Annotated in this window: 17 protein-coding genes; 8 read left to right on the plus strand and 9 right to left on the minus strand. The window is 55.0% G+C overall.

Translation table 11 applies throughout. The annotated features are described in order from the left end of the window. Window positions 1-24: 24 nt before the first annotated feature. The 3 genes from M2416_RS25530 to galF all read right to left on the minus strand — a co-directional run bounded on the left by M2416_RS25530 (window position 25) and on the right by galF (window position 4,474). Window positions 25-1,464 (minus strand): capsule assembly Wzi family protein, encoded by a 1,440-nt coding sequence (locus M2416_RS25530; protein ID WP_259227477.1) that lies wholly within the window; start codon window positions 1,462-1,464, stop codon window positions 25-27. A 1,027-nt stretch (window positions 1,465-2,491) separates the two neighbouring features. Next, a complete protein-coding gene (locus M2416_RS25535) occupies window positions 2,492-3,121 on the minus strand; it encodes a phosphatase PAP2 family protein (RefSeq protein WP_259227478.1) in 630 nt (209 codons plus the stop codon). A gap of 462 nt (window positions 3,122-3,583) precedes the next feature. After that, the gene (gene galF / locus M2416_RS25540; RefSeq protein WP_195710842.1) at window positions 3,584-4,474 is read right to left on the minus strand and encodes a UTP--glucose-1-phosphate uridylyltransferase GalF; all 891 of its coding nucleotides are present in this window, start codon (window positions 4,472-4,474) and stop codon (window positions 3,584-3,586) included. A gap of 884 nt (window positions 4,475-5,358) precedes the next feature. Between galF and M2416_RS25545 the strand changes: the two genes are divergently transcribed. Then, the gene (locus M2416_RS25545; protein ID WP_259227486.1) at window positions 5,359-6,945 is read left to right on the plus strand and encodes a TerC family protein; all 1,587 of its coding nucleotides are present in this window, start codon (window positions 5,359-5,361) and stop codon (window positions 6,943-6,945) included. A gap of 748 nt (window positions 6,946-7,693) precedes the next feature. Here the strand turns inward: M2416_RS25545 and M2416_RS25550 are convergent. Continuing rightward, window positions 7,694-7,930 carry a hypothetical protein gene (locus M2416_RS25550; protein ID WP_259227479.1) on the minus strand — a complete coding sequence of 79 codons (237 nt, stop codon included), beginning with the start codon at window positions 7,928-7,930 and terminating at the stop codon, window positions 7,694-7,696. 90 nt (window positions 7,931-8,020) lie between these two features. Between M2416_RS25550 and M2416_RS25555 the strand changes: the two genes are divergently transcribed. Then, window positions 8,021-8,509: an REP-associated tyrosine transposase gene (locus M2416_RS25555; RefSeq protein WP_123709274.1), complete on the plus strand. Its 489-nt coding sequence runs from the start codon at window positions 8,021-8,023 to the stop codon at window positions 8,507-8,509. A gap of 213 nt (window positions 8,510-8,722) precedes the next feature. Here the strand turns inward: M2416_RS25555 and asmA are convergent, their stop codons facing one another. The 4 genes from asmA to alkA form a co-directional block, all read right to left on the minus strand. Further along, on the minus strand, window positions 8,723-10,570 hold the full coding sequence (gene asmA, locus M2416_RS25560) for an outer membrane assembly protein AsmA (RefSeq protein ID WP_076945685.1): 1,848 nt from the start codon (window positions 10,568-10,570) through the stop codon (window positions 8,723-8,725). Between the two features lie 27 nt (window positions 10,571-10,597). Further along, complete coding sequence (gene dcd, locus M2416_RS25565) at window positions 10,598-11,179, minus strand: dCTP deaminase (RefSeq protein WP_041146396.1); 582 nt, start codon at window positions 11,177-11,179, stop codon at window positions 10,598-10,600. A gap of 90 nt (window positions 11,180-11,269) precedes the next feature. Further along, window positions 11,270-11,911 (minus strand): uridine kinase, encoded by a 642-nt coding sequence (gene udk / locus M2416_RS25570; protein ID WP_041146397.1) that lies wholly within the window; start codon window positions 11,909-11,911, stop codon window positions 11,270-11,272. Window positions 11,912-12,149: 238 nt separating this feature from the next. Next, window positions 12,150-12,998 (minus strand): DNA-3-methyladenine glycosylase 2, encoded by an 849-nt coding sequence (gene alkA / locus M2416_RS25575; protein WP_259227480.1) that lies wholly within the window; start codon window positions 12,996-12,998, stop codon window positions 12,150-12,152. A 135-nt stretch (window positions 12,999-13,133) separates the two neighbouring features. Between alkA and yegD the strand changes: the two genes are divergently transcribed. The 5 genes from yegD (at window position 13,134) to M2416_RS25600 (ending at window position 18,866) form a co-directional block, all read left to right on the plus strand. After that, a complete protein-coding gene (yegD, locus tag M2416_RS25580) occupies window positions 13,134-14,486 on the plus strand; it encodes a molecular chaperone (protein ID WP_041146399.1) in 1,353 nt (450 codons plus the stop codon). 402 nt (window positions 14,487-14,888) lie between these two features. Continuing rightward, complete coding sequence (locus M2416_RS25585) at window positions 14,889-16,865, plus strand: sensor histidine kinase (RefSeq protein WP_374761806.1); 1,977 nt, start codon at window positions 14,889-14,891, stop codon at window positions 16,863-16,865. Next, on the plus strand, window positions 16,862-17,560 hold the full coding sequence (locus tag M2416_RS25590; RefSeq protein WP_259227482.1) for a response regulator transcription factor: 699 nt from the start codon (window positions 16,862-16,864) through the stop codon (window positions 17,558-17,560). Before M2416_RS25585 ends, M2416_RS25590 begins: the two co-directional genes overlap by 4 nt. 388 nt (window positions 17,561-17,948) lie before the next feature. Further along, the gene (locus M2416_RS25595; protein WP_139339397.1) at window positions 17,949-18,080 is read left to right on the plus strand and encodes a small membrane protein; all 132 of its coding nucleotides are present in this window, start codon (window positions 17,949-17,951) and stop codon (window positions 18,078-18,080) included. A 168-nt stretch (window positions 18,081-18,248) separates the two neighbouring features. Next, window positions 18,249-18,866, plus strand: a complete 618-nt coding sequence (locus M2416_RS25600) for a transcriptional regulator (protein WP_259227483.1) — start codon at window positions 18,249-18,251, stop codon at window positions 18,864-18,866. Window positions 18,867-19,184: 318 nt separating this feature from the next. Here the strand turns inward: M2416_RS25600 and M2416_RS25605 are convergent, their stop codons facing one another. After that, window positions 19,185-20,453, minus strand: a complete 1,269-nt coding sequence (locus tag M2416_RS25605) for a dicarboxylate/amino acid:cation symporter (protein WP_259227484.1) — start codon at window positions 20,451-20,453, stop codon at window positions 19,185-19,187. Window positions 20,454-21,566: 1,113 nt separating this feature from the next. Between M2416_RS25605 and M2416_RS25610 the strand changes: the two genes are divergently transcribed. Further along, the gene (locus M2416_RS25610) at window positions 21,567-21,866 is read left to right on the plus strand and encodes a hypothetical protein (RefSeq protein ID WP_259227485.1); all 300 of its coding nucleotides are present in this window, start codon (window positions 21,567-21,569) and stop codon (window positions 21,864-21,866) included. The last annotated feature ends 237 nt before the right edge of the window (window positions 21,867-22,103 follow it).

Below are 22,103 nucleotides of genomic sequence, written 5' to 3' on the forward strand. Positions count from 1 at the left end.
TTATCATTAATAGCAGCAGTCAGCCTATAAACTAAACGGTATTTCAACCCCAGCGCTAGCTCCAACATCATTGCTATCGCTATGATTTGAGTCGGTATACCATAACGAAGTATTCAGTCGTATTGTTTTGTAGACATCTCCACTCCAGCCCAACTGAACACCCTTTAATGTGTCTGAATGTAGAAATGCTTTATTGATTGATTGGTCTTTCGGGTTCACTTTCGCATACACTAAGCGTGAACTCCAGCGCTGGTTATCTTCTGTAATCAGTTCAACCTTACCGGCAAAAAGTTGTCCATCGCCACCCATTGCATCCCCAAGCGGATACCCCTGTTGATAATAGCCATCTTTATAGATATGGTGCGTGTAGCTATAGTTGGTGCGACTCATATTTGTACGGGTGTCGTGTGCTTCTACATACCAGTTTACCGCATTCTTTCCCCAGCTATGATGCCCTTCAACTCCACCAAGGAACATATTAGCTGACGGTAAATAGCCTGACTCATCTTCACCAATCATCTGTCCATAGAGACTAACAGGCCAGCCCAGGGTCGGTTCTAACTTAAGTTTAAAATCAAACCCGGCAAGCTGGTTACCCGGTTCATTTGGATCATTGCCAGCAGTATTATCTTTGCCAGTCAGTCCATCCCAGAAGCTGCTAAAGGATTCAGGCCGCCCTTCCCCACCCCACTGCATAATGCGCGACGCTCCCAGCTCAAGCGACTGGAATGGGGTGAAGGTCAATCGGCCACCGATAATCTTGGCATGCGGCACTGCGGTATATTGATTCATCTGACTTGCAGAGATCTGATACTGCCATGGACCAATCCAGCGCAGCCACCAGGTTTCCGGTGCGGCCTGCTCGGCACGTTGCATTAAAAAGCCGGTCATCGGCCTGGCGGCGTCGCCGCGGATCAGGCTGCCCTCATAACCAGGGCCCCACCACTGCTGCACCTGGCCAAACGACAGCCACTGGTTCCAAAACTTCACGGCGCCATAGGCGCCATTCGCATTAAAGCGAGAGCCGTTGCTGATACGCTCTCCGCCTTCAACATTTCCCTGGAGATGAACGTCCCACCATTCGCCGCTATTATTAAAGGCCAACGAAAGCGAGTTATCCGCGGGCTGGCTTTGGCCAAAGCCCTGCGGCGTTCCGGGCTGATCGGTCGAGGTATAGCCGCTGACGCGGAAATCCGCTTTCAGAGAAGAGAGGCGTTGGTTAATGCGCGCCAGGACAACCTGCTCTGACGAATAGGACGGCTTTGCCTTCTTCAATGCGCGGGTAATCTCTTCCTGACTCAGTGGCCAGGTTGAAAGGCTAAGCTGGATAACGCCCCGGTCGGACAGCCACGACAGGTCGTTACGCAGTTCGTTATCATTGGTTACCAGACCAGCGGCAAAAACCGGCGAGCTCACCGAGGTAAGCAGCCCGAGAGCAAGTGCGATACGCGCAATTTTCATCATTATACAAGATCCATTTTTAGCCCCACCTGCAAACAGACACGGTTGCGGGGAATGTAGGTAGTGAGAGCGTACTCTGACGCCAGCCTTCAGTATGTTTGTGCCACATCTATACTGCCGCAACGATTACCGGGGAGCGATAGAGTAAATCATCGATGAAACGTTGCCGCCTCAGCGGTTGATAATCGTTCATATCGCATATAATGCAAGCAAAAAACGCGCGTAGCGTTATCAAGAACTATTCTTTACTGTGTTTAGCCTTGGCTGGCATGTTGCTGCAGATCGCACCGGCTATTCTCTGAAAGCGACTCAGTATATACGGGTCGTCAGGATATACACCTGCCGAGGCAGGTTTTAGGAATTTCGAACGCCTGAAGAAGGCCTTGCTGAAAGGATTCGAGCACTTTCGGAAACGCTACCGCCCTTGGCTTAACAGCTACCAATGCACTGTACTTCCTTTTTTAAGCCAAATGACCGACTTCATGTCCGTCGAATAATTACTCACACACTATAATTTTAGCGGCATCAAGTTTACGAGATTCTGCCGTCAAATGGGAGAGCAAATGAAAATTATTCACTCATTAAAACCCATCTACCTTGATGCTAAATCTAATCACACGCTTAGCATTAAGCTTATTCAGCAGCATCCTAAAATTTAGTCCCTTAACATTCGTCGCAGACGATAAAACAAGGTAACCCATTGTTTTAAAACATTTTACCCAACTATTGGCGCGAATGAATTCATTCACTATCCGCTCCGGTCAACTACAAAATCTAATAGATCTAGTTTGATGATTATACTTGACAAACTTAATTTAAAATCAGACGGTAAACTTATCGCTCTATTTAGGAATCATCTCACAAGCATTATAAAAAACATGGGTATCGCTCAGGATGTAGTAACAGTTATTTATTTCACGAATATGAATCCGCTTATGCCCACTTAATCAACCTGCAGCTATCCTGACGCTAGCGCTATGTCTGGGATATTGCGCGATGCCCGCAAGCTCAACGCCTGTCTTTGGCGTAATCAATAAAAGTGCTTATGCAGATCCGCGCGGGTAAAGGGCTTTTCCAGCGGGCCAATCTTCACCGCAATCTCACCCAGTAAGGACTGGGTTGGCGCCTTTACGCCAGTGTTAAGCAGCAAGACGGGGATCATCATTACGCTGAACACCCCGCTCCACGAAAGCTGTACATTCCCCGCCCGCGATGTCCGCGATTGCAGCAGGAGGAACAATGCGCTGCCGCTCGCGCCAAGCAGCAGGCCTGCTACCACTTCCGAGGTAGAGTGGGCGTGAATCATTAATCTGGAGTAACCCACCAGCGCCGCAAGGGCATAGCCCACTACGGCGGCGGCGCGGCGCACTGCTGTTGTTGCGCGAGAGAAAAGGAGCCATAAAAAAATCGGCCAAAATGCGGCTGACAGAGCGGTATGTCCGCTAAAACCGGTAAAGTCGAGTTGCCGAATTCCGATGCCCCAGCCCATAAAGGCCAGTTTAGATGCGCTAACGATTGCGCCAGTGATACCGAACAAGAGTGCCCAGTGGCAGGCCACCTGCCGGGATGGAGCCCGCAGGAACAACACAATCAACAGTACCGCCGCGCTAGGTAGCAGCACGGTGCTATCGCCAAAAAAGGAGACAAATTGCCAGCTCATTTACTTTTCATCCTTTGACGATATCTCCTGTTCATAGCGTTTTTCCACGATGTCTATGTGGGCATGCATATCCATAAACTTCACATTTTTATGCATGCATAACCGTTGTTTAATGCGTAAGTATGATCTCAGTCAAGTTTTATTTTTTTATGTTCGCCGGGACTACGCATCTGTTTTAAGAATAATCTTACTAAGTAGTTCTTCATTAAGATTAAATTCTGCTCGTCTGACCATTACGCAGTTTTGCCGTTATCCGCGCGCAACCTATTCCACAGGGCTTATTTCGCATAAATTCAGTGGAACGCTTATCTAAAACCGCTAACACATTGATTGTATATGTTTTTTAGATAAATATTTCTTTCAGACTAAAGACTATCTAACCGGCTACAGAAGCATCGAGGGATTTACCTTCTTAATTTTGCTTCCGTAGCCCGCTATTTTTACGCTGTCGCCTTCACGCTGTTAGGCCAGCAGCTTCTTAATGCTCTCGCGGAATTTGTTGCCTTCTTTATGGTTACGCAGTCCGTAATTAACGAATGCCTGCATATAGCCCATTTTCTTACCGCAATCGTAGCTCTCGCCGGTCATCAGCATAGCGTCGACGGACTGCTTTTTCGCCAGTTCTGCGATGGCATCCGTTAACTGAATACGGCCCCATGCGCCCGGCTCAGCGCGCTCCAGTTCACCCCACACGTCGGCGGAGAGAACGTAACGGCCTACGGCCATCAGGTCGGAGTCGAGGGTCTGCGGCTCATCCGGCTTCTCGATAAACTCCACGATGCGGCCAATTTGCCCTTCTGTTTCCAGCGGTTCACGGGTCTGAATAACCGAATACTCGGCCAGATCGCCGGGCATTCTCTTCGCCAGAACCTGGCTACGCCCCGTTTCATTAAAGCGGGCAACCATCGCCGCAAGGTTGTAGCGCAGCGGATCGGCGCTGGCATCGTCTAATACGATATCCGGCAGCACGACAACAAACGGGTTATCACCAACAATCGGGCGGGCACAAAGGATAGAGTGGCCTAAACCAAGCTGCTGTCCCTGACGTACGTTCATAATGGTGACGCCCGGCGGACAAATAGCCTGCACTTCGGCCAGCAGCTGGCGCTTCACGCGCTGTTCAAGCAGCGCTTCCAGCTCGTAGGAGGTATCAAAATGGTTTTCAACTGCATTCTTGGATGAATGGGTAACCAGCACAATTTCCTTGATGCCGGCGGCAACAATTTCGTCAACGATGTACTGAACCATAGGTTTATCGACGATCGGCAGCATCTCTTTGGGGATCGCCTTAGTTGCCGGTAACATATGCATACCTAACCCTGCTACCGGAATAACCGCTTTCAAACTCGCCATTCTCATATCCATCCGTAAGTTATAGATCTTTCTATGCCTGTCAGACCGCATGTATCAACGGCATTTATTGCTGATAATACAGGTTTGCGACCGGCCCGACTTCCCGTCAAATTCTGAATTTACGCGTTTAACCAGAGAATACACTTAAAGTATGATGGCCGACAGGCCGATTTAAGAAAATTCTTATGCCATTTATTTCGTTGGATCGCAAGGCGCGCTCATCGTGATCGACCCTACTTATCCTTCCATCGTCACCCATAAGATTAAGCTATATATCTGCAAACGCAAAAATCACACAACAATTTGATATAGCTAAATATTTTATAATCTGAGCTTGCAGAAACCGCTCGCTGAATAGCGCTCAACGTGTCGTTAAAATGAGCGCTAAGCTGAGATATTTTGAAATATTTTCCCTATACCTGACCAGGAGATACGCCTGCTATTGCCATATAAATCTATCAATATCCTCATATATAAACGGATATATCACAAGCTACGCAACCAGGTAGTAGGAAAAACTATTCACCGCCATGATACAGCCAAATAGCCGCCTGCTCTTCGTACCGCGAGAACTGTAATCGCGTAACGATAGCCGGCAGTAAGCCGCGATATAACGCCGCTGGCGCTCAGAGTCACAATAAGCCGCCTCCCGGCAGCCATCCTGATTTCAATCACTTATAAGTCGGTTAATTCGCCTAAATATAAGCCATAACGTTTATATTTCACCCGCTGGAATATTCATCACGCTTACTTTTATTTGTCTCCGACCGCAGCGCCGGCGAGGTCTGAGCGACCGTATACGACATAATTCGAGTTGCAATTTAGCAGTCGCTTATCCATGATCGACGTATGGCACGCTTATGTTGTAAAGGTTTTAACGAATGATGGAATGGATTGCCGACCCCTCAATCTGGGCCGGTCTGGTAACGCTTGTCGTTATTGAACTGGTGCTCGGGATTGATAACCTGGTGTTTATCGCGATTCTTGCCGAAAAACTTCCCCCCGCTCAGCGCGACCGCGCCCGCGTCATTGGCCTGCTGTTGGCCATGCTGATGCGCCTGCTGCTGCTGGCATCGATATCCTGGCTAGTCACCCTGACAAAGCCGCTGCTGACCTATCATGATCTGAGCTTCAGCGCGCGCGACCTGATCATGCTGTTTGGCGGGCTATTTTTACTGTTTAAAGCCACGGTTGAGCTTAACGAACGCCTCGAAGGCAAGGACAGCGATAATCCCGTTCAACGCAAAGGCGCGCGGTTCTGGGGCGTGGTGACGCAGATTGTGGTGCTGGACGCCATCTTCTCGCTCGACTCGGTGATTACCGCGGTCGGCATGGTCGATCATCTGGCGGTAATGATGGCGGCGGTGGTTATCGCCATAAGCCTGATGCTGCTTGCCAGCAAAGCGTTGACCCGCTTCGTTAACAGCCACCCGACTATCGTTATCCTGTGTCTCAGCTTCCTGTTAATGATCGGCTTTAGCCTCATCGCCGAAGGATTTGGCTTCCCAATCCCGAAAGGTTATCTGTACGCGGCGATCGGTTTCTCGGTGATCATTGAGTCGCTCAACCAGCTGGCACTGTTCAATCGCCGTCGCTTCCTCTCGGCCAATCTGACGCTGCGCCAGCGCACCACGGAAGCGGTGATGAGCCTGCTGAGCGGGCATAAGGAAAACGCCGAGCTGAATACCGACAGCGCGGCGCTGATTGTCAATCAGCAGGACGGCCCGCTGTTCAACCCCCAGGAACGGCGGATGATTGAGCGGGTGCTTAACCTCAACCAGCGCACCGTCAGCAGCATTATGACCTCACGCCATGATATCGAGCATATCGATATGAGCGCACCGGAAGCCGAAATCCGCGCGCTGCTGGAGAAAAACCAGCATACCCGGCTGGTGGTCACCGGCGGGGAAGATGACGAAGACCTGCTCGGCGTGGTACACGTTATCGACCTGCTGCAGCAGTCCCTGCGCAACGAGCCGCTCAACCTGCGCGTTCTGCTGCGCCAGCCGCTGGTGTTCCCCGAAACGCTGCCGCTGCTTCCCGCCCTCGAGCAGTTTCGTCATGCCCGCACCCACTTTGCCTTCGTGGTCGATGAGTTTGGCTCCGTTGAGGGGCTGGTGACGCTGAGCGACGTGATGGAAACGATTGCCGGTAATCTGCCGAACGAGGCGGAAGAGATTGACGCTCGCCACGATATTACCCGGGATCCTGACGGCAGCTGGACGGTCAACGGCCATATGCCGCTCGAAGATCTAGTCCAGTACGTTCCCCTGCCGATCGATGATAAGCGCGAGTATCACACCATCGCCGGCCTGCTGATGGAATATCTCCAGCATGTGCCTGAAGCAGGGGAAGAGGTTAAGATTGGCGATTATATTCTGCGCACCCTGCAGGTTGAAAGCCACCGGGTGCAGAAGGTACAGATAATCCCACCGCCGGTGCATGACGATGAGCTAAATTACGAAGTATAGGATGGTGGCACTCCCCGGTCGCGCTGCGCTTACCGGGGCTACGAAGCGTATGCGATCGCGTAGCCCGGATAAGGCGCTTGTGCCGCTATCCGAGAAAGCCCCTGGTGATAACCGTTAAACCCGCATTCAGCATCTGGCCCGCTTCCCCCGGTCGCGCTGCGCTTACCGGGCTACGAAGCGTATGCGATCGCGTAGCCCGGATAAGGCGCTTGTGCCGCTATCCGGGAACGCCCCTGGTGATAACCGTTAAACCCGCATTCAGCATCTGGCCCGCGTCCCCCGGTCGCGCTGCGCTTACCGGGGGTACGAAGCGTATGCGATCGCGTAGCCCGGATAAGGCGTGTGCGCCGCTATCCGGGAAAGCCCCTGGTGATAACCGTTAAACCCGCGTTCAGCATCTGGCCCGCCTCCCCCGGTCGCGCTGCGCTCGCTGGGGCTACGAAGCGTATGCGATCGCGTAGCCCGGATAAGGCGCTTGCGCCGCTATCCGGGAAAGCCCCTGGTGATAACCGTTAAACCCGCATTCAGCATCTGGCCCGCGTCCCCCGGTCGCGCTGCGCTTACCGGGACTACGAAGCGTATGCGATCGCGTAGCCCGGAGAAGGCGCTTGCGCCGCTATCCGGGAAAGCCCCTGGTGATAACCGTTAAACCCGCATTCAGCATCTGGCCGCTTCCCCCGGTCGCGCTGCGCTTACCGGGGCTACGAAGCGTATGCGATCGCGTAGCCCGGATAAGGCGCTTGCGCCGCTATCCGGGAAAGCCCCTGGTGATAACCGTTAAACCCGCGTTCAGCATCTGGCCCGCCTCCCCCGGTCGCGCTGCGCTTACCGGGGCTACGAAGCGTATGCGATCGCGTAGCCCGGATAAGGCGCTTGCGCCGCTATCCGGGAAGCTATCGGTGATAACCATTAACCCCGCGTTCAGCATCTGGCCTGCTTCTGCTTCCCCCGGCCGCACTGCGTATACCGGCATTTTGCGAGCCATTTGCCAATCCTTTCTACTGTTCATGGCCTACGCGCTTATCCCAATTTATTCTCCCACTGCAGAGACCACATCTCACATAAGGAGCCTTCTTTGGTCGCCTATCGCCGCAACTATATTCATGGTGCAACCTGGTTTTTTACCGTCAATTTACGCAACAGGAAAAGCGCGCTCCTGACTCAACAGGTCGCAGCCTTACGTCACGCGATTATGACCGTTAAACGGCAAAAGCCTTTTTATATCGACGCCTGGGTTGTACTTCCGGAGCACCTGCATTGCATCTGGACCTTGCCGGACAACGACTGTGATTTTTCGGGGCGCTGGCGGGACATAAAGGGAGGATTTTCCAGAACATTAAGTCAGAATAACGTCTGGCAGCCTCGTTTCTGGGAACATACGATTCGCAATCAGCAGGATTATCGCCGTCACGTCGATTACATCTACATGAATCCGTTCAAACATGGCTGGGTAAAACAGATACAGGACTGGCCATTTTCAACCTTTCATCGGGATGTCCGGCGCGGGCTATATCCTGCTAACTGGAGCGGAGAGGTGGATGATTTCACCTGTGGCGAACGTTGACGACCGTCCCCGGTCGCGCTGCGCTTACCGGGGCTACGGGGCGAGTACGATCGCGTAGCCCGGATAGAGAGGTGGATGATTTCACCTGTGGCGAACGTTGACGACCGTCCCCGATCGCGCTGCGCTTACGGGGGCTACGGGGCGAGTACGATCGCGTAGCCCGGATAAGGCGGTTACGCCGCTATCCGGGAGTCCAGCAGCAGGTCAAAGCGCTCAAAGCTTATCGAGCAGCTTCTTCACGTCTTTGCCATCCTGGCTATTCTTATTACGTTCAACCCAATCGTTCAGGCGCTGCTTCGCCTCATCCTGCAGCTGCTTACGCAGAATCTGGTCAACCTGCAGGCTGTAGCTCAGCGACTGCCACTTGCCGTAGATGCGCAGCGGAATCGCCGTCTGCTTGAGTCGTTCGATCAGCTTGCCCTCGCCTTTCCAGCCGCCAAGCACGCGGACGTTAAAGCGCATGTCACAATCTTCTTTCAGCAGATTCAGGCCGCCCTGCCCGGTTAGCGCCATCAGCTCAGACTGCCCCTGCAGGCTCTTCAGCGTCACCTCGCCTTTATCCAGCAGCAGGTCGCTGCTCATGGAATCGAGGCGGGTGGCGTTATCGTAGTTCTCCTGCGCCTGCACGTTGGTGCTGCGCTCAACCGCCTGCTGTACCAGTTGCTGGAAGTTGAGCCCTTCGGTGCGGGTATCGCTCATTTGCAGATGCGCCTGCCCCTGCCAGCTGCGGCGGAAGTCGTCGGCATCAATACGCTGACCGGAAAAATCGCCGGCCAGCGAGAGCTTACCGGTGAGGTTCAACGAGTAGTTAAAGGCATTAAGGATGGTGGCAATCTCGACGTTATCGAGTTTTGGCTGGAAAGAAGCCTCAGCGGTATCCTTGCGCGCATCCAGCGTGCCGGGCAGAGAGATAAGCCCGCCGTCGAGCTCGCCCTGCAGCTGATTAATCGTCAGCAGCCCCTGCTGGTTAGTGATATCGCTCTTAACCTGGGTAAAGTTCATTCCCCGCCACTGCAGGCGATCGGCGGTCAACGCCATATGCGCGCTGAAGCCGCGCAGGCTATCGTAATCCTGCTGAATATCGCTATCGGCAATCACCGGACGCATCTGCCGCGGCTGGCTTTGCCCCTGCTGGCTTGCCGCGCTATCGCCGGCGGTCTCGGTGTGCGTCAGCAGGCTGTCGAGGTTGAGCGTACTGGCGTGGAGATTAAGCTTCCAGTCGGCCTGCTCGCCCAGCACCACGCTGGCACTGCCGGAAATCGTGCTGCCGTTAGCCGTCAGATTCAGCTTATCAAAGCCGATCTTTTTCTGCTCCTCAAGCCAGCTGGCCTGCAGGCTGCCCTGACCGCTGATGCCGTTAGCCGGCAGCTCGGCGCCGCGCAGCTGCCAGTTAAGCTGGGTAATTTCGGCCTGCAGGGAGTGCGGATAATCGCCGCCCTGCACCTCGGCGGAGAAGGAGAGCGCCAGGTCGCGCTGATCGCGATTGACCCGCCCGGAGAAATCGAGCGTCGCGTGATGATTTTGATCCTGATCCATCTGCAGACGGATATCGCGCACCGTCACCTGCTCGCCGCTTTCGTGCTGGAAGAAGAGCACGCTGTCGACAACCTGCAGCTTCCGCACGTCATAGGACCAGCCGCTGTCTTCCGACACCTGCGGCAGCGTGTTGTCGTGCGGAACCACCGGCGCATTCAGATCGCGCACCGCTTCCGTTTTTGGCGTCAGCTGGATAACCGCCCCTTTAAGCATCACCTGCTTAACCTGCAGCTGGTGGGAAATCAGCGGCAGCAGCGCCACGTCGAGGCGCATATTGTCGGCGCGAACCACCGGTTCGGCCGCACCGGGTGCCGTCAGCGTCATGCGCCCGGACAGGATGCTCAGCTGCGGCCAGACGTGCCAGCGCAGCGGGCCATCGAGTTTGAGCTGATAACCGCTACGCTCCGCCACCTTGTGCACCATATAGGCGCGAAAATCATTGGGATTGACCAGCAATACCAATGCGGTAAGCCCGGCGACAACTACCGCCAGTAAGATCATCAGCGTCGTCAGAATTCGTCTCATGGCACCCTCAGCAAGCCGCTTACGTTATCAATCCTTGTCGATTCGACTCGCCACCGCGCCCTGCTGGTCGCGATATTTGGCGTCTTCACGGCGGTTATAGGGACGGGCCGCCGGGCCGGACAGCGGTTCAAAACTCAGTGCGCCGATCGGCATCCCAGGACGCAGCGCCAGCGGCAGCTTGCCGGAGTTAAAGAACTCGAGCACGATGCAGCCCGACCAGCCAGGATCGATGCGGTGGGCGGTCACGTGAACCATCAGCCCCAGGCGCGCCAGCGACGAACGTCCGTCCAGCCAGCCCACCAGATCCGCAGGCAGGGTCACCGACTCAAAGGTAACCGCCAGCGCCAGCTCGCCCGGATGGAGATAGAACGCTTCGCCTTCCGGCAGCACGATCTCTTCGCTCATCACGCGCTCCAGCGCCGCGCTCACTTCCGCCTTCGGTCCGCTCAGGTCGATAAACGGCGCCGTGTGGCCGCGAAAGGTGCGGAACTTATTGCCCAGGCGGACATCGACGGTCGCACCATTAATGCGCTCAACGGGTGGACGCGGGCTGATGGATAGCCGGCCCTCATCCAACCAGGCTTCTATATCTCGGTCGCACAGACGCATGAGCTTTCTCCTTTAAGGCATCGCGCCCTCACACCTTCCGGGGATAAGGGCAATATGGGTTCTCTTTGCACGTTACACAATTCGTTAATGTTATTCAAAGAACTGGCTGATCTTGGCCTTCAGAATGTCAATCGCAATGCGGTTCTTACCGCCGCGAGGCACGATGATGTCGGCATACTGCTTGGAAGGGTCAATAAACTGCAGGAACATCGGACGGACGGTTTTCTGATACTGCGCCATCACCGAATCCATCGAGCGCCCGCGTTCGTTAACGTCGCGCTTAATACGGCGCATCAGGCAGATATCCAGCGGCGTATCGACGAAAATGGAAAAGTTTAATTCATTGCGTAAGCGCACGTCGGTCAGGAGTAAAATCCCCTCAAGGATAATCACTTTCTTCGGCTCAATATGAATTGTTTCCGGCATCCGCGTGTGCTCAACGTAGCTGTAAACCGGTAATTCAATCGGCTGGCCGCTTTTCAGCATCTGCAGGTGCTGAAACAGCAGGCTATGGTCCATGGAGCTGGGATGGTCATAGTTGGTTTTAACCCGCTCTTCCATCGACAAATGACCTTGATCTTTGTAATAGCTGTCTTCCGGAATAACGCCGATATGCTCGTCGCCAACCTGCTCGCGTAATTCGCGATAGAGCGTGCTGGCAATAAGACTTTTTCCCGAAGCCGATGCGCCGGCAATACCTATAATGACGCACTGATGAGACGTATCAGTCATAACTTTTTGCGACCTGATTAACCTGGATATATATACACATCATCCTGCAAACTGCCTCGGCGTTAGCTGCGTCGTGCACTTCGGTCGCTGGCTTTAGCCCGCTTCCGGGGGTTCACTTCCCCGCCGCCTTGACGCATCTCGAATGATTTTATGTACAGGAAGGGTGACGTTTTAGCGTCAAACGCGGCAATTATAGGGGCTTCAGCGCGGCGATACCAGCGCTAAGCGCCCCGTTAGGCTATTCCGCGAGCGGGCTCCACCCTTCGGTGTACCAGATGTGCAACAGCGCATAGGATCGCCACGGCTGCCAGCGGCTGGCATAGCGAGCAATACGCGCCGGGGTCAGGGTGGGGAAGCGCTGCTTAATCAGATAATCATCGGCGAGGAAAATATCCTTCGCCTGCCAGCCGCGCAGGGCGAAATAGCTCGCGGTCCAGCGGCCAATGCCCGGCAGGGTTTGCAGCTGCTTCATCCCCGCCGCAATATCGTTCGGCGCCGTCAGCGGGAGCTCGCCGCTGATGGCCGCCTGCGCCAGATAAACCAGCGCTTCGGCGCGCCGCAGCGGCATGCCCAGCGCCTTCAGCGCCAGCGGGTCGGCCAGCGCCAGTTTCTGCGGCGACGGAAAAAGAAAATATCCCGGCGCCTGCGCCAGCGGCTCGCCGAAAGCCGCTACCACCTTCGCCGTCAGCCTGGCCGCCATCGCTACGCTAACCAGCTGCCCCAGCACCGCCCGCACCGCCTGCTCGAAGGGATCGAGGCAGCCGGGCAGGCGCAGACCCGGCCGTGGCCGCGCCAGCGGACCCAGCGCGAGCATAATCTCCTGCGGGTCGCAGGCGAGGTCAAACATGCGCGCCACGCGGCGCAGGCACTCATCCGCAACCGGCAGCAGTCCCTCGGAGAGCGTCACCCGCAGCCCCTGCGCGGCATCGTCCGGGGCGATCGTTATCAGCCCGCCGTGCCCCGCCAGGGAGAAACTGCGGGTGTAGCGCCCTTCGCTAAAGGTTTCGATTCCCTGAACCGCGCGGGCGCCGAGAAAACCGAGTATCCACTCCCCGTCGTAGGGCGGGTGCCAGGGTAATAGCGTCATAGTTTCTCCTGATGAATTGCCTCAATGATAGCCGCTGTGCGGATGCCGCACCTTGCTTTTAAATTCCAGTTGTCGCCGTGGCGGCAATCCGCTAAAGTCGCCCCCCTTCTTCACTGGCATGGGGATTTTCAGGTCATGTTTATTGGTTTTGACTACGGAACCGCCAACTGTTCGGTTGCCGTAATGCGCGACAATACGCCGCAGCTGTTAACGCTGGAAAACGGCAGCAAGCTGCTGCCTTCAATGCTCTCTGCGCCGACCCGCGAAGCGGTCAGCGAGTGGCTCTACCGGCATCATAGCGTCCCGACCAACGGTGATGAAAATCAGGCGCTGCTGCGCCGGGCGATGAACTTTAACCGCGAGGAAGATATCGAGGTTCTCGATAGCAGCGTGCAGTTTGGTCTCGCCTCCCTGCACCAGTACGTCGATGACCCGGAGGAAGTGTACTTCGTCAAATCGCCGAAATCCTTCCTCGGCGCCAGCGGCCTGAAGCCGCAGCAGGTCGCGCTGTTTGAAGATCTGGTCTGCGCCATGATGGTCCATATTAAGCAGCAGGCGCAAACCCAGCTGTCGGAGACCATCGACCAGGCGGTCATTGGTCGACCCATTAACTTCCAGGGGCTCGGCGGCAATGAGGCTAACGCCCAGGCGCAGGGGATCCTCGAACGCGCGGCGCAGCGTGCCGGGTTCCGCGACGTGGTGTTTCAGTTTGAGCCGGTTGCCGCGGGGCTCGATTTCGAAGCCACGCTCGGCGCGGAAAAGCGCGTGCTGGTTGTCGATATCGGCGGCGGTACCACCGACTGTTCGCTGCTGCTGATGGGCCCGGAGTGGCGTCAGAAGGCCGATCGCCAGCAAAGCCTGCTGGGGCACAGCGGCTGTCGCGTCGGCGGAAACGATCTTGATATCGCCCTCGCCTTTAAATGCCTGATGCCGCTGCTCGGCATGGGCGGCGAAACCGAAAAAGGGATTGCCCTGCCGGTTCTGCCGTGGTGGAACGCGGTGGCGATTAACGACGTCCCGGCGCAGACGGATTTCTACAGCAGCGCCAACGGCAGGCTGCTCAACGATTTAGTCCGCGACGCCCGCGACGGCGAGAAGGTCGCGCTGCTGACCAAGGTGTGGCGCCAGCGCCTCGGCTATCGCCTGGTGCGCGGTGCCGAGGAGAGCAAAATTGCCCTCTCCGCGCAGGATAGCGTCACCGCCGGGCTGCCGTTTATCAGCGCCGACCTGGCGACGGCCATCAGCCAGCAGGGGCTGGAAGCCGCGCTGAATCAGCCGCTGGCGCGGATCATGGAGCAGGTTCAGCTCGCGCTGGACAGCAGCAGCGAAACGCCGGACGTCATCTATCTGACCGGCGGTAGCGCCCGCTCCCCGCTGATTAAGAAAGCGCTGGCGGCCCATCTGCCGGGTATTCCCGTTGCCGGTGGCGATGACTTTGGCTCGGTCACCGCCGGTCTGGCCCGCTGGGCGCAGGTGGTCTTTAGCTAACCCCGCTACGGGCGGCCGCACCTTCGGCCGCCCCGTCGTCCGTCAATGTTGCGGCATTGCCATCAGGCGATAAACGCTTCTACCGCCCGTATCGGCCACCTCGTCGGCAAATAAAACAATATTCTCAGCCCGTCCGGACGCCTGATATCAGAAAATGCTCTCTCCCATCCTCTTTCATTCGTGATATACCCTAAGCGCGCGGCGCTGCTGCAAGGCTTTGACCCGTCATGACCAACAGAAACGGCGAACTGAAATAAAGCTGGAATATTCTCTGGCGGGTCAGCAAAATGCTTTCGCGTCTGAACCTCTGCATTTTCCCCGGGATCCCGGCGGATTGACGCTGCCGGTTATTCACTGTCGCGCTATTTAAAATACCGTTAATAATGCCGCAAGGGGGCGTGATTGAATCGCGTGTGCGCTATTTTTGCTACGGCTAGGCCGGTAGCCTGGTTCAGGTGCCTTTTTTTAGTCTGCTGCGGCGTTTTGAGCTATTTCCAGACCCTGGCGCCGGCTCATGCTGAGACCTACCAGCTGGGAATTGATATTCCGGTCTTCTGGTTTGCCGACGCCGACGGCCGAATGACGGTGGATACCTTCGCTTCGCTGCCGGAGAGCGACCTGCAGCCGCTGCACAAAATCCCCTCCTTTGGCTACTCGCGCAAGGCCTGGTGGCTTAAGGCCACCCTGCCGGGATCTTACTTCGCCGGCGAGCCGCGCTGGCTGCAGGTTGGCCCCTCTTTTGTCGACAACCTGACGGTATTCTATCGTCCGGCCGGCAGCGCTGCGCCCTGGATCCGCAAAACCTTCGGCGACCACGCTCCGGCCAGGGAGAGCGATATCGACTATCGCGAAAGCGTACTGATTTTTCCGCCGCCCCCGGGCCCTGCGGGCTACGAGGTGGTGTTCCATCTTCAGAGCAGCAGCACCCTGATCCTGCTGGCGACCCTCTCCTCCCCCGAGGAGTTTGTCCAGTCGGCCACCATCGATACCGCCTTCTGGAGCTTCTATTTCGGCCTCGCCATTATTGCCAGCGGCATTGCCCTGTGGCTGGCCATCGCGCTGCGCCGCCGCTTGCTGTGGGGGATCTGCCTCTTCTCCCTCAACTACCCGCTGGTGGCGGCGCTGCACGGCTATCCGGAGTGGCTATTCGGCCAGGCGGTGCTGCCCGTTCAGGACTACATGATAAGCTGCCTGTCGCTGCTCAGCTACGCTACCGCCCTGTGGCTGCACGCCGAAGTGTTCGACCTGAAGAAGAACATGCCCAGGCTTTATCACCTGCTGCTGCTGGCGGTGGGGCTGAACGTCGTGCTCCAGCTGAGCATTCCGCTGGGCTTTTACGGCCTGGCGATGCAGATTGAGGCGGGGATATTCTTTATTGCCTCCCCGGTGCTGCTGACCACCTCCTGGATGCTGTGGAGGCGCAAAGCAATCGACTTAAATACGCTGCTCCTTGGCCTGCTGCCGCCGGTCTACGTCGCCTCGGCGGCGCTGGTATTGCTCTCGATACACGGCATTATTCCCTATCATCAAGCGATCTACTCCGCCTGGCAGTACGCGCTGATCGTCCATATCATCAGCGTGCTGATCATCGCCGTGCTGCGGGTGCGCGCGGAAAACCGCCGCCTGCTGCAGAAACAGCAGCTGGCGCGGGAGCTGCGCATCGAGCGCGAGGCCAGCTTTAACCAGCGCCAGTTTATGGGGATGGTGGCGCATGAGTTCAGAACGCCGCTGGCGATTATCCAGGCCGCGCTGGAAAACCTGCGCCTGTGCACCGCAACCCTCGAGCAGGGGCCCCGGCTGGATCGCATGCAGCGGGCGACCACCCGCCTCGTGCAGCTCACCGATAACTGCCTGGCCGATGCCCGGCTCTCCTCCGAGGCGTTTTCCGTCGAAAAACGGGACGCGGCGCTGCTGCCGGTGATTCAGATGGCGGCGACGGTGGTGGACCTCTCGCTGAAGCACAACCTCAAGATCAGGCTCGAGGGCCATCTCGTGGCGCCCGACGCCCCCTCACCGACGCTGTTTATTGATAGCGGGCTGCTGTGCGTTGCGCTGGCCAACCTGTTCGACAATTCGGTGAAGTATGCGCCCTGCGGCGAAATCAGCATCGATATCGCGCAAAAGGAGCGGCACGTCGAGATAAGGATCCGCGACATGGGCCCGGGTATTGCCGGCGAAGCGATCGAGCTGATTTTCGAGCGCTACCGACGCGGCGAAACCCACGGCGCGTCTCCGGCCGGTACCGGCCTCGGGCTGTACGTTGCCAGGCAAATAGTCCAGGCCCACGGCGGCGATTTATGGCTGGCGGCGAACACGCCGACCGGCTGCGAATTTGCGTTAACGCTTCCCCTGACAGAACAGCAGAAGGCCAGGTTATGACATTACGCGTGGCTATCATTGAAGATAGCGCTGATTTACTCGACGAACTGCAGGCTTTTCTCCGCCACCGCGGGTTTGCAGCCTGGGGCGTACGCAGCGCCGAGGCGTTCTGGCGGCAGCTGCACGCCGATCCGGTTGATATTGTATTAATCGATATCGGGCTACCGGGCGAAGATGGCTTCAGCGTGCTGGAGTATCTGCACCAGCTCGGCCAGTTTGGTCTGATCGTGATTACCGCCCGAGGCCACCAGCAGGACAAGCTGCAGGCGTTAAGCCTCGGCGCAGACTTCTACCTGATTAAGCCGGTTAACTTTTCCGACCTTGCGGCCACCATCCATGCGCTGGGCGCGCGGCTGAAGGAGCAGCAGGCGGTGACGCCCGCGCCGCCGGCGCGAGTGGCCGACCCGACGGTCTCCTCCCCGTGGACGCTGCAGGCCGAGCGGCTGGTGGCGCCATCGGGGCTGATCCTTCCGCTGACGCAGCAGGAGTATCGGCTGATGGAGATCCTAATGCGCAACCGCAATGAAGTGTGCAGCAAGGTCGATCTGCACGCCTGGCTCTTCACCAACGAAGGCGAACCCGAGCTGCACCGCATCGACGTGGTCATCAGCCGGCTGCGGCATAAGGCGCGCCTGCACGGTATCAGCCTGCCCATCCGCGCCATTTTCGGCAAAGGGCTGGCGTTTCTTTCCTGAGTTCGATGGGCCGGAACGCCCCTTTCCGCGCCGTCATCATTGCCGGTACGTTATTCATTTTGTTGTAGTTGTTATTTTTTCTCACTTTTTGAGAGAAATGAGAGAAATGAGACTGACACCCCGATTAGGAATTTTCTTACACTGATTTTGCGCCATCAAGCGCGGGCTGCCGGTGTCTCCCCTTTAGCGAACGGTCTGACAGGCACCGTTCGTGATACCGGCCGCCAGGTAAATATAACGATAACGCCGCCCTGCCTGACTTTGCAGGAGCATTAACCGCGGCGCAGCGGGCAGCGTAGAGCAAAATTCACGCTTAGCTATTTTTTAGCACCATACACAATATTATTAGCGCCTGCTCCGGCAGGCACTGAGAGAAAGGAAATTCATCATGAACATGCAAACGGGGTTCGCCCTGCTGCTGTGCGTATTTTGTCTGGGTATTTCGGTCTACAGCCTGGTGTCCTATCTGAAGGATCGAAAAAAACAGAAGATGCCGTTTACCTACGGGCGTAAAAAATAACGCCCAGCGGATTTCTGGTAACGCGAAAAATAATGCGCCCAATAATAACCGGCAGCGGTAATAAGCCGATGCGCAGCCTTTTTTCTGCATCACACACAGCCCCCATCGCCTACGCCGGAGGTCCGGTCGCGCAATGGCGTCACGTTGACTTATAAAGGAAGTCACGCCATGAAAACAATTAATATTGCGCTTAACACCCGCAGCGCCTTTATTCGCGATGCGTTAGTTTACATGGTGAATGAGCTCACCCGGGAGCGCCCCGGCGTCCGGGTGAACTTCTCCTCGCGCAGCGATACCCTGGCGCACGAGGACATCATTTTCGCCGACCTTCTGCCGGGGGAAATTCACCTGTGCAATACGCTGATAAAAAATCGCAAACCCGGCAGCTCGGTCATTATCCTGCATAGCTACGACGCCCTCCCGGAGCAGGACTGCATCGTCAACTGCCTGAGGGACGTTATCTTTTTCGCCATCAAATCGGCCAGCGTGGCGCAGATGCGGGCGATTATCGAGAAGGCGCTAAAGAACGCTGAAAATCCGCCGATTAAATTATTTAAGGACCCCGGGTTAATCTGCAACCACTGCCCGCACCAAACGCTATCGCGTTCGCAGGTCGCGGTGGCCCACGGTCTTATTCATGGATTTGATATTAGAAAAATCTCCGCCATCAATAAAGTGAGTATCAAAACGACCACCTACCATAAAAGTAAGATCATGGAAAAATACCGGCTTAATAACAACCATGACTTTTTTCAGTTTATGAATTTACTCAGGGAAAGAGGATAGCCTGCGTCATCGTTGGGGAATATTTGCGGCCCAGGTTTAAATTTAGGAATCTATGGGGTTGCGCAGGGAGGCGATTCCTAAAAAAAAGCGTCGTGCGGAAAAATAGCTTCTCATGCCCGCCAGACAGCGGATAACATCAGCGCATCCCCGGTATAAAGACGCTTCACCGCGTGGTTATACAATAATAACAATGTATTTAGCGGGGAATTATTACTTCGTCACATCGCCCCTTGCGTGCCTGTTAGGGGCATCTTTTTATCTCGCCGCACCCGCGCGGCAGAAATAATACGCGCTCCGGCAAGAGCGCGTATGCCATCGTCAGGCCTGGACGCTCTGAGGCTCCCCCTCCGGCACCTCTTCCTGCAGCTGCCCCTCGTTTTTTGACAGCATCGCCGTCGCAATACCGTTGCCCAGCACGTTAATAGCGGAGCGCCCCATATCAAGGAAATGGTCGATCCCCATCAGCAGCAAAATCCCGGCGACCGGAATATTGAAGCTGGGGATCGTCGCGGCCAGCACCACCAGCGCCGAACGCGGCACCCCGGCGATCCCTTTCGAAGCCAGCATCAGCGTCAGCATCATCACCGTAATTTCGCTGAAGCTGAGGTGGATGTTATACGCCTGAGCGATAAACAGGGAGGCAAAGGAGCAGTAGACCATCGAACCGACCAGGTTAAAGGAGTAGCCGATGGGCAGAACGAAGGAGACGATATTGCGCGAGCAGCCGAAGCTCACCAGCCGCTCCAGCGTCTTCGGATAGGCCGCTTCCGAGCTGCTGGTGGTAAAGGCGACCAGCACCGGATCTTTCAGCATATTGAGCAGGCGGAAGACCTCTTTTTTCAGCACCATATAGCCCACCGCCACCAGCACCGCGCTGGTGAGCAGTACCGCAACGTAGTAGCCGCCGATAAATGAGGCGTAGTTCAGCAGAATGCCCAGCCCCTGGGAGGCGATGACCGAGGAGATGGCGGCAAAAATCGCCAGCGGAGCCACGTACATCACGTACCCGGTCACCTTGAGCATAATGTGGGAGACCACGTTCAGCGCGGCCACCAGCGGGGCGTTAAATTTCTCCCCCAGCGATGCCCCGGCGATGCCAAAGAACATCGAGAAGACCACGATCTGCAGAATTTCGTTACTGGCCATCGCTTCGGTAATGCTGGTCGGAATGGTATGCGACAGGAACCCCTTCAGGCTCATCCCGCTGACCGCCAGCCCGGTGTCCACGGACTCTTTGGGGATCGCCAGATTCAGGCCGTTGCCCGGATGCCAGAGGGTGACGATCACTAATCCCACCAGAATGGAGAGGATCGAGGAGGTGACAAACCACACCATCGCCTTACCGCCTACGCGACCGATGGTGGCGGTTTCGCCCAGCCGCATTATGCCGACGGTCAGGGTGCTGAAGACCAACGGTGCAATCACCATCTTGATCAGGCGTAAAAACATATCGGTGAACAGCGTGATGTTATCCGACCATGCCACGATGGCGGTCGGGGAGGCGTAGGCGTGAATTGCCGCGCCGGAAAGTATCCCCATCAGCATGAAGATAACGATGAAGAGCGTGAGTTTGTTTGCACTGGCCACTAAAATTACCCCTGATTTATTTAAGGAATTGTTTTCAAAGCGCATGTCTTTTTTTATTGGAGCGCTTTAAAACATTCACCGTATAAATTGAATAAAAGCCGCTATAGTTACAACTATTTTTTAGTTTCTTAACGAAATAGTTGATATGACAGTTGATATACATCAAGCCACACCCGGTTGTTGTGCAGTCCATATGGGGCCTTGCCGAGGGAGTTCCGGAGGTGCTGGCAAGCGCAGAGACCTTTATGAACAGCCTATTCCTTCCATCGCCAGACCGCTGCCGAACCGTTTTCATTACGCTGCCGATAGCAGGTACCGGCTCGTAAACTGATCGTATCGCCCCGCGGACTGTTTAGCCGTATAGCGCTGCGCCAGGCGTCCAAGGCTCGCCAGAAATCTTCAGTAACGCTATAAGATTAGAGGATATGAAATAATTTTATCTATTCCACAACATTACGACTTAAGATAAATACAGCCCAATAATAACCCGAGCCATTATCCTTCAGATAAAGATCCTCCATCTTAAAACGCAATAACCGAATCATCTTGTTATCATTCCAATAATCATAGTATCTAGCGTGCGAATTTATAATATTCACACCCTAAACATATCATCAACATAGCATTAGCAGTGCGAATAATATGAGGCAGGTCAAGCATTATGTTTTTTATATTCTCACCACTCATACCCTCACCAACATATATAAAATCATACACATACTCCTTTCATAATCTGGGTTTTGACAGCAGAAAAATAAAGTGGTAATTATTAAAAACAGCATAAATAAAAAACATGCTCACGCAGCGATAAACGAATGGACAACATTTTATTTTGTGGCCTGCGCTATCTGCAAACATTTTCTACATGAATGAATAGAGAAAACGATGTTCCCGAACGCCGGATAATAGAGGGCGCAAATGAATAAGTGGAGCAGTAATCAGATGAAAGCATCATTTGTATTGTTTATGAAGTCGTTTTTTGTTTTTTATATCACCCAACTCATTTCCGGTAGCGGAGTGACAGGTAAAACAGTGTTTTATTCTTTATTTGGCGCAGCTATATGGGTGTTGTTATTAAAAATATTCCCGAACTTAACTAACAAGGAGTGACCAATGAGAGCGTTAACGAAAGAAGAAGTAAAAATAATTTCCGGTGGAGGAGTGGATCGTGAAGCAGTAGTTGTTGCAGGCAATATTGCGGGTGGATTACTCGGGAATCTTAGCCGAGTACCAAATGGGGGACTGTTTGGTTCAACTGCAGGTGGCTATATTGCAGGTAAAGGTTACGATGCAATAGCCAACTCGCCAACAATTACCATATCAAACATTAATATAAACCCAATTACCCAAGGGATCCCGTCATACATCTCGCGTCCGGGAATGCATAGCTCTATATATACGAATGCAAATTAAGTAGCGTCAGGGGTATTATATCATACCCCTTTTTTATACAAAGCGGTTACCGTCCCACACATATTTACTTACACATGAAATAAGAGTATCAACATTTTCCCTGGCGGAGAAAGTGGCAATGATGTTCCCTACGAAGGTAACCTATATGGACGCTCCCGGGATGCAATTTATTTTTCAGTTAAGTGATAAAACGAGTAGGTGCAGCCATATATCCGGTTTCTGATGGGATGTCTTTAT

Source organism: Klebsiella sp. BIGb0132 (assembly GCF_024810075.1).
In the GTDB taxonomy this organism is placed as follows: domain Bacteria; phylum Pseudomonadota; class Gammaproteobacteria; order Enterobacterales; family Enterobacteriaceae; genus Klebsiella; species Klebsiella terrigena.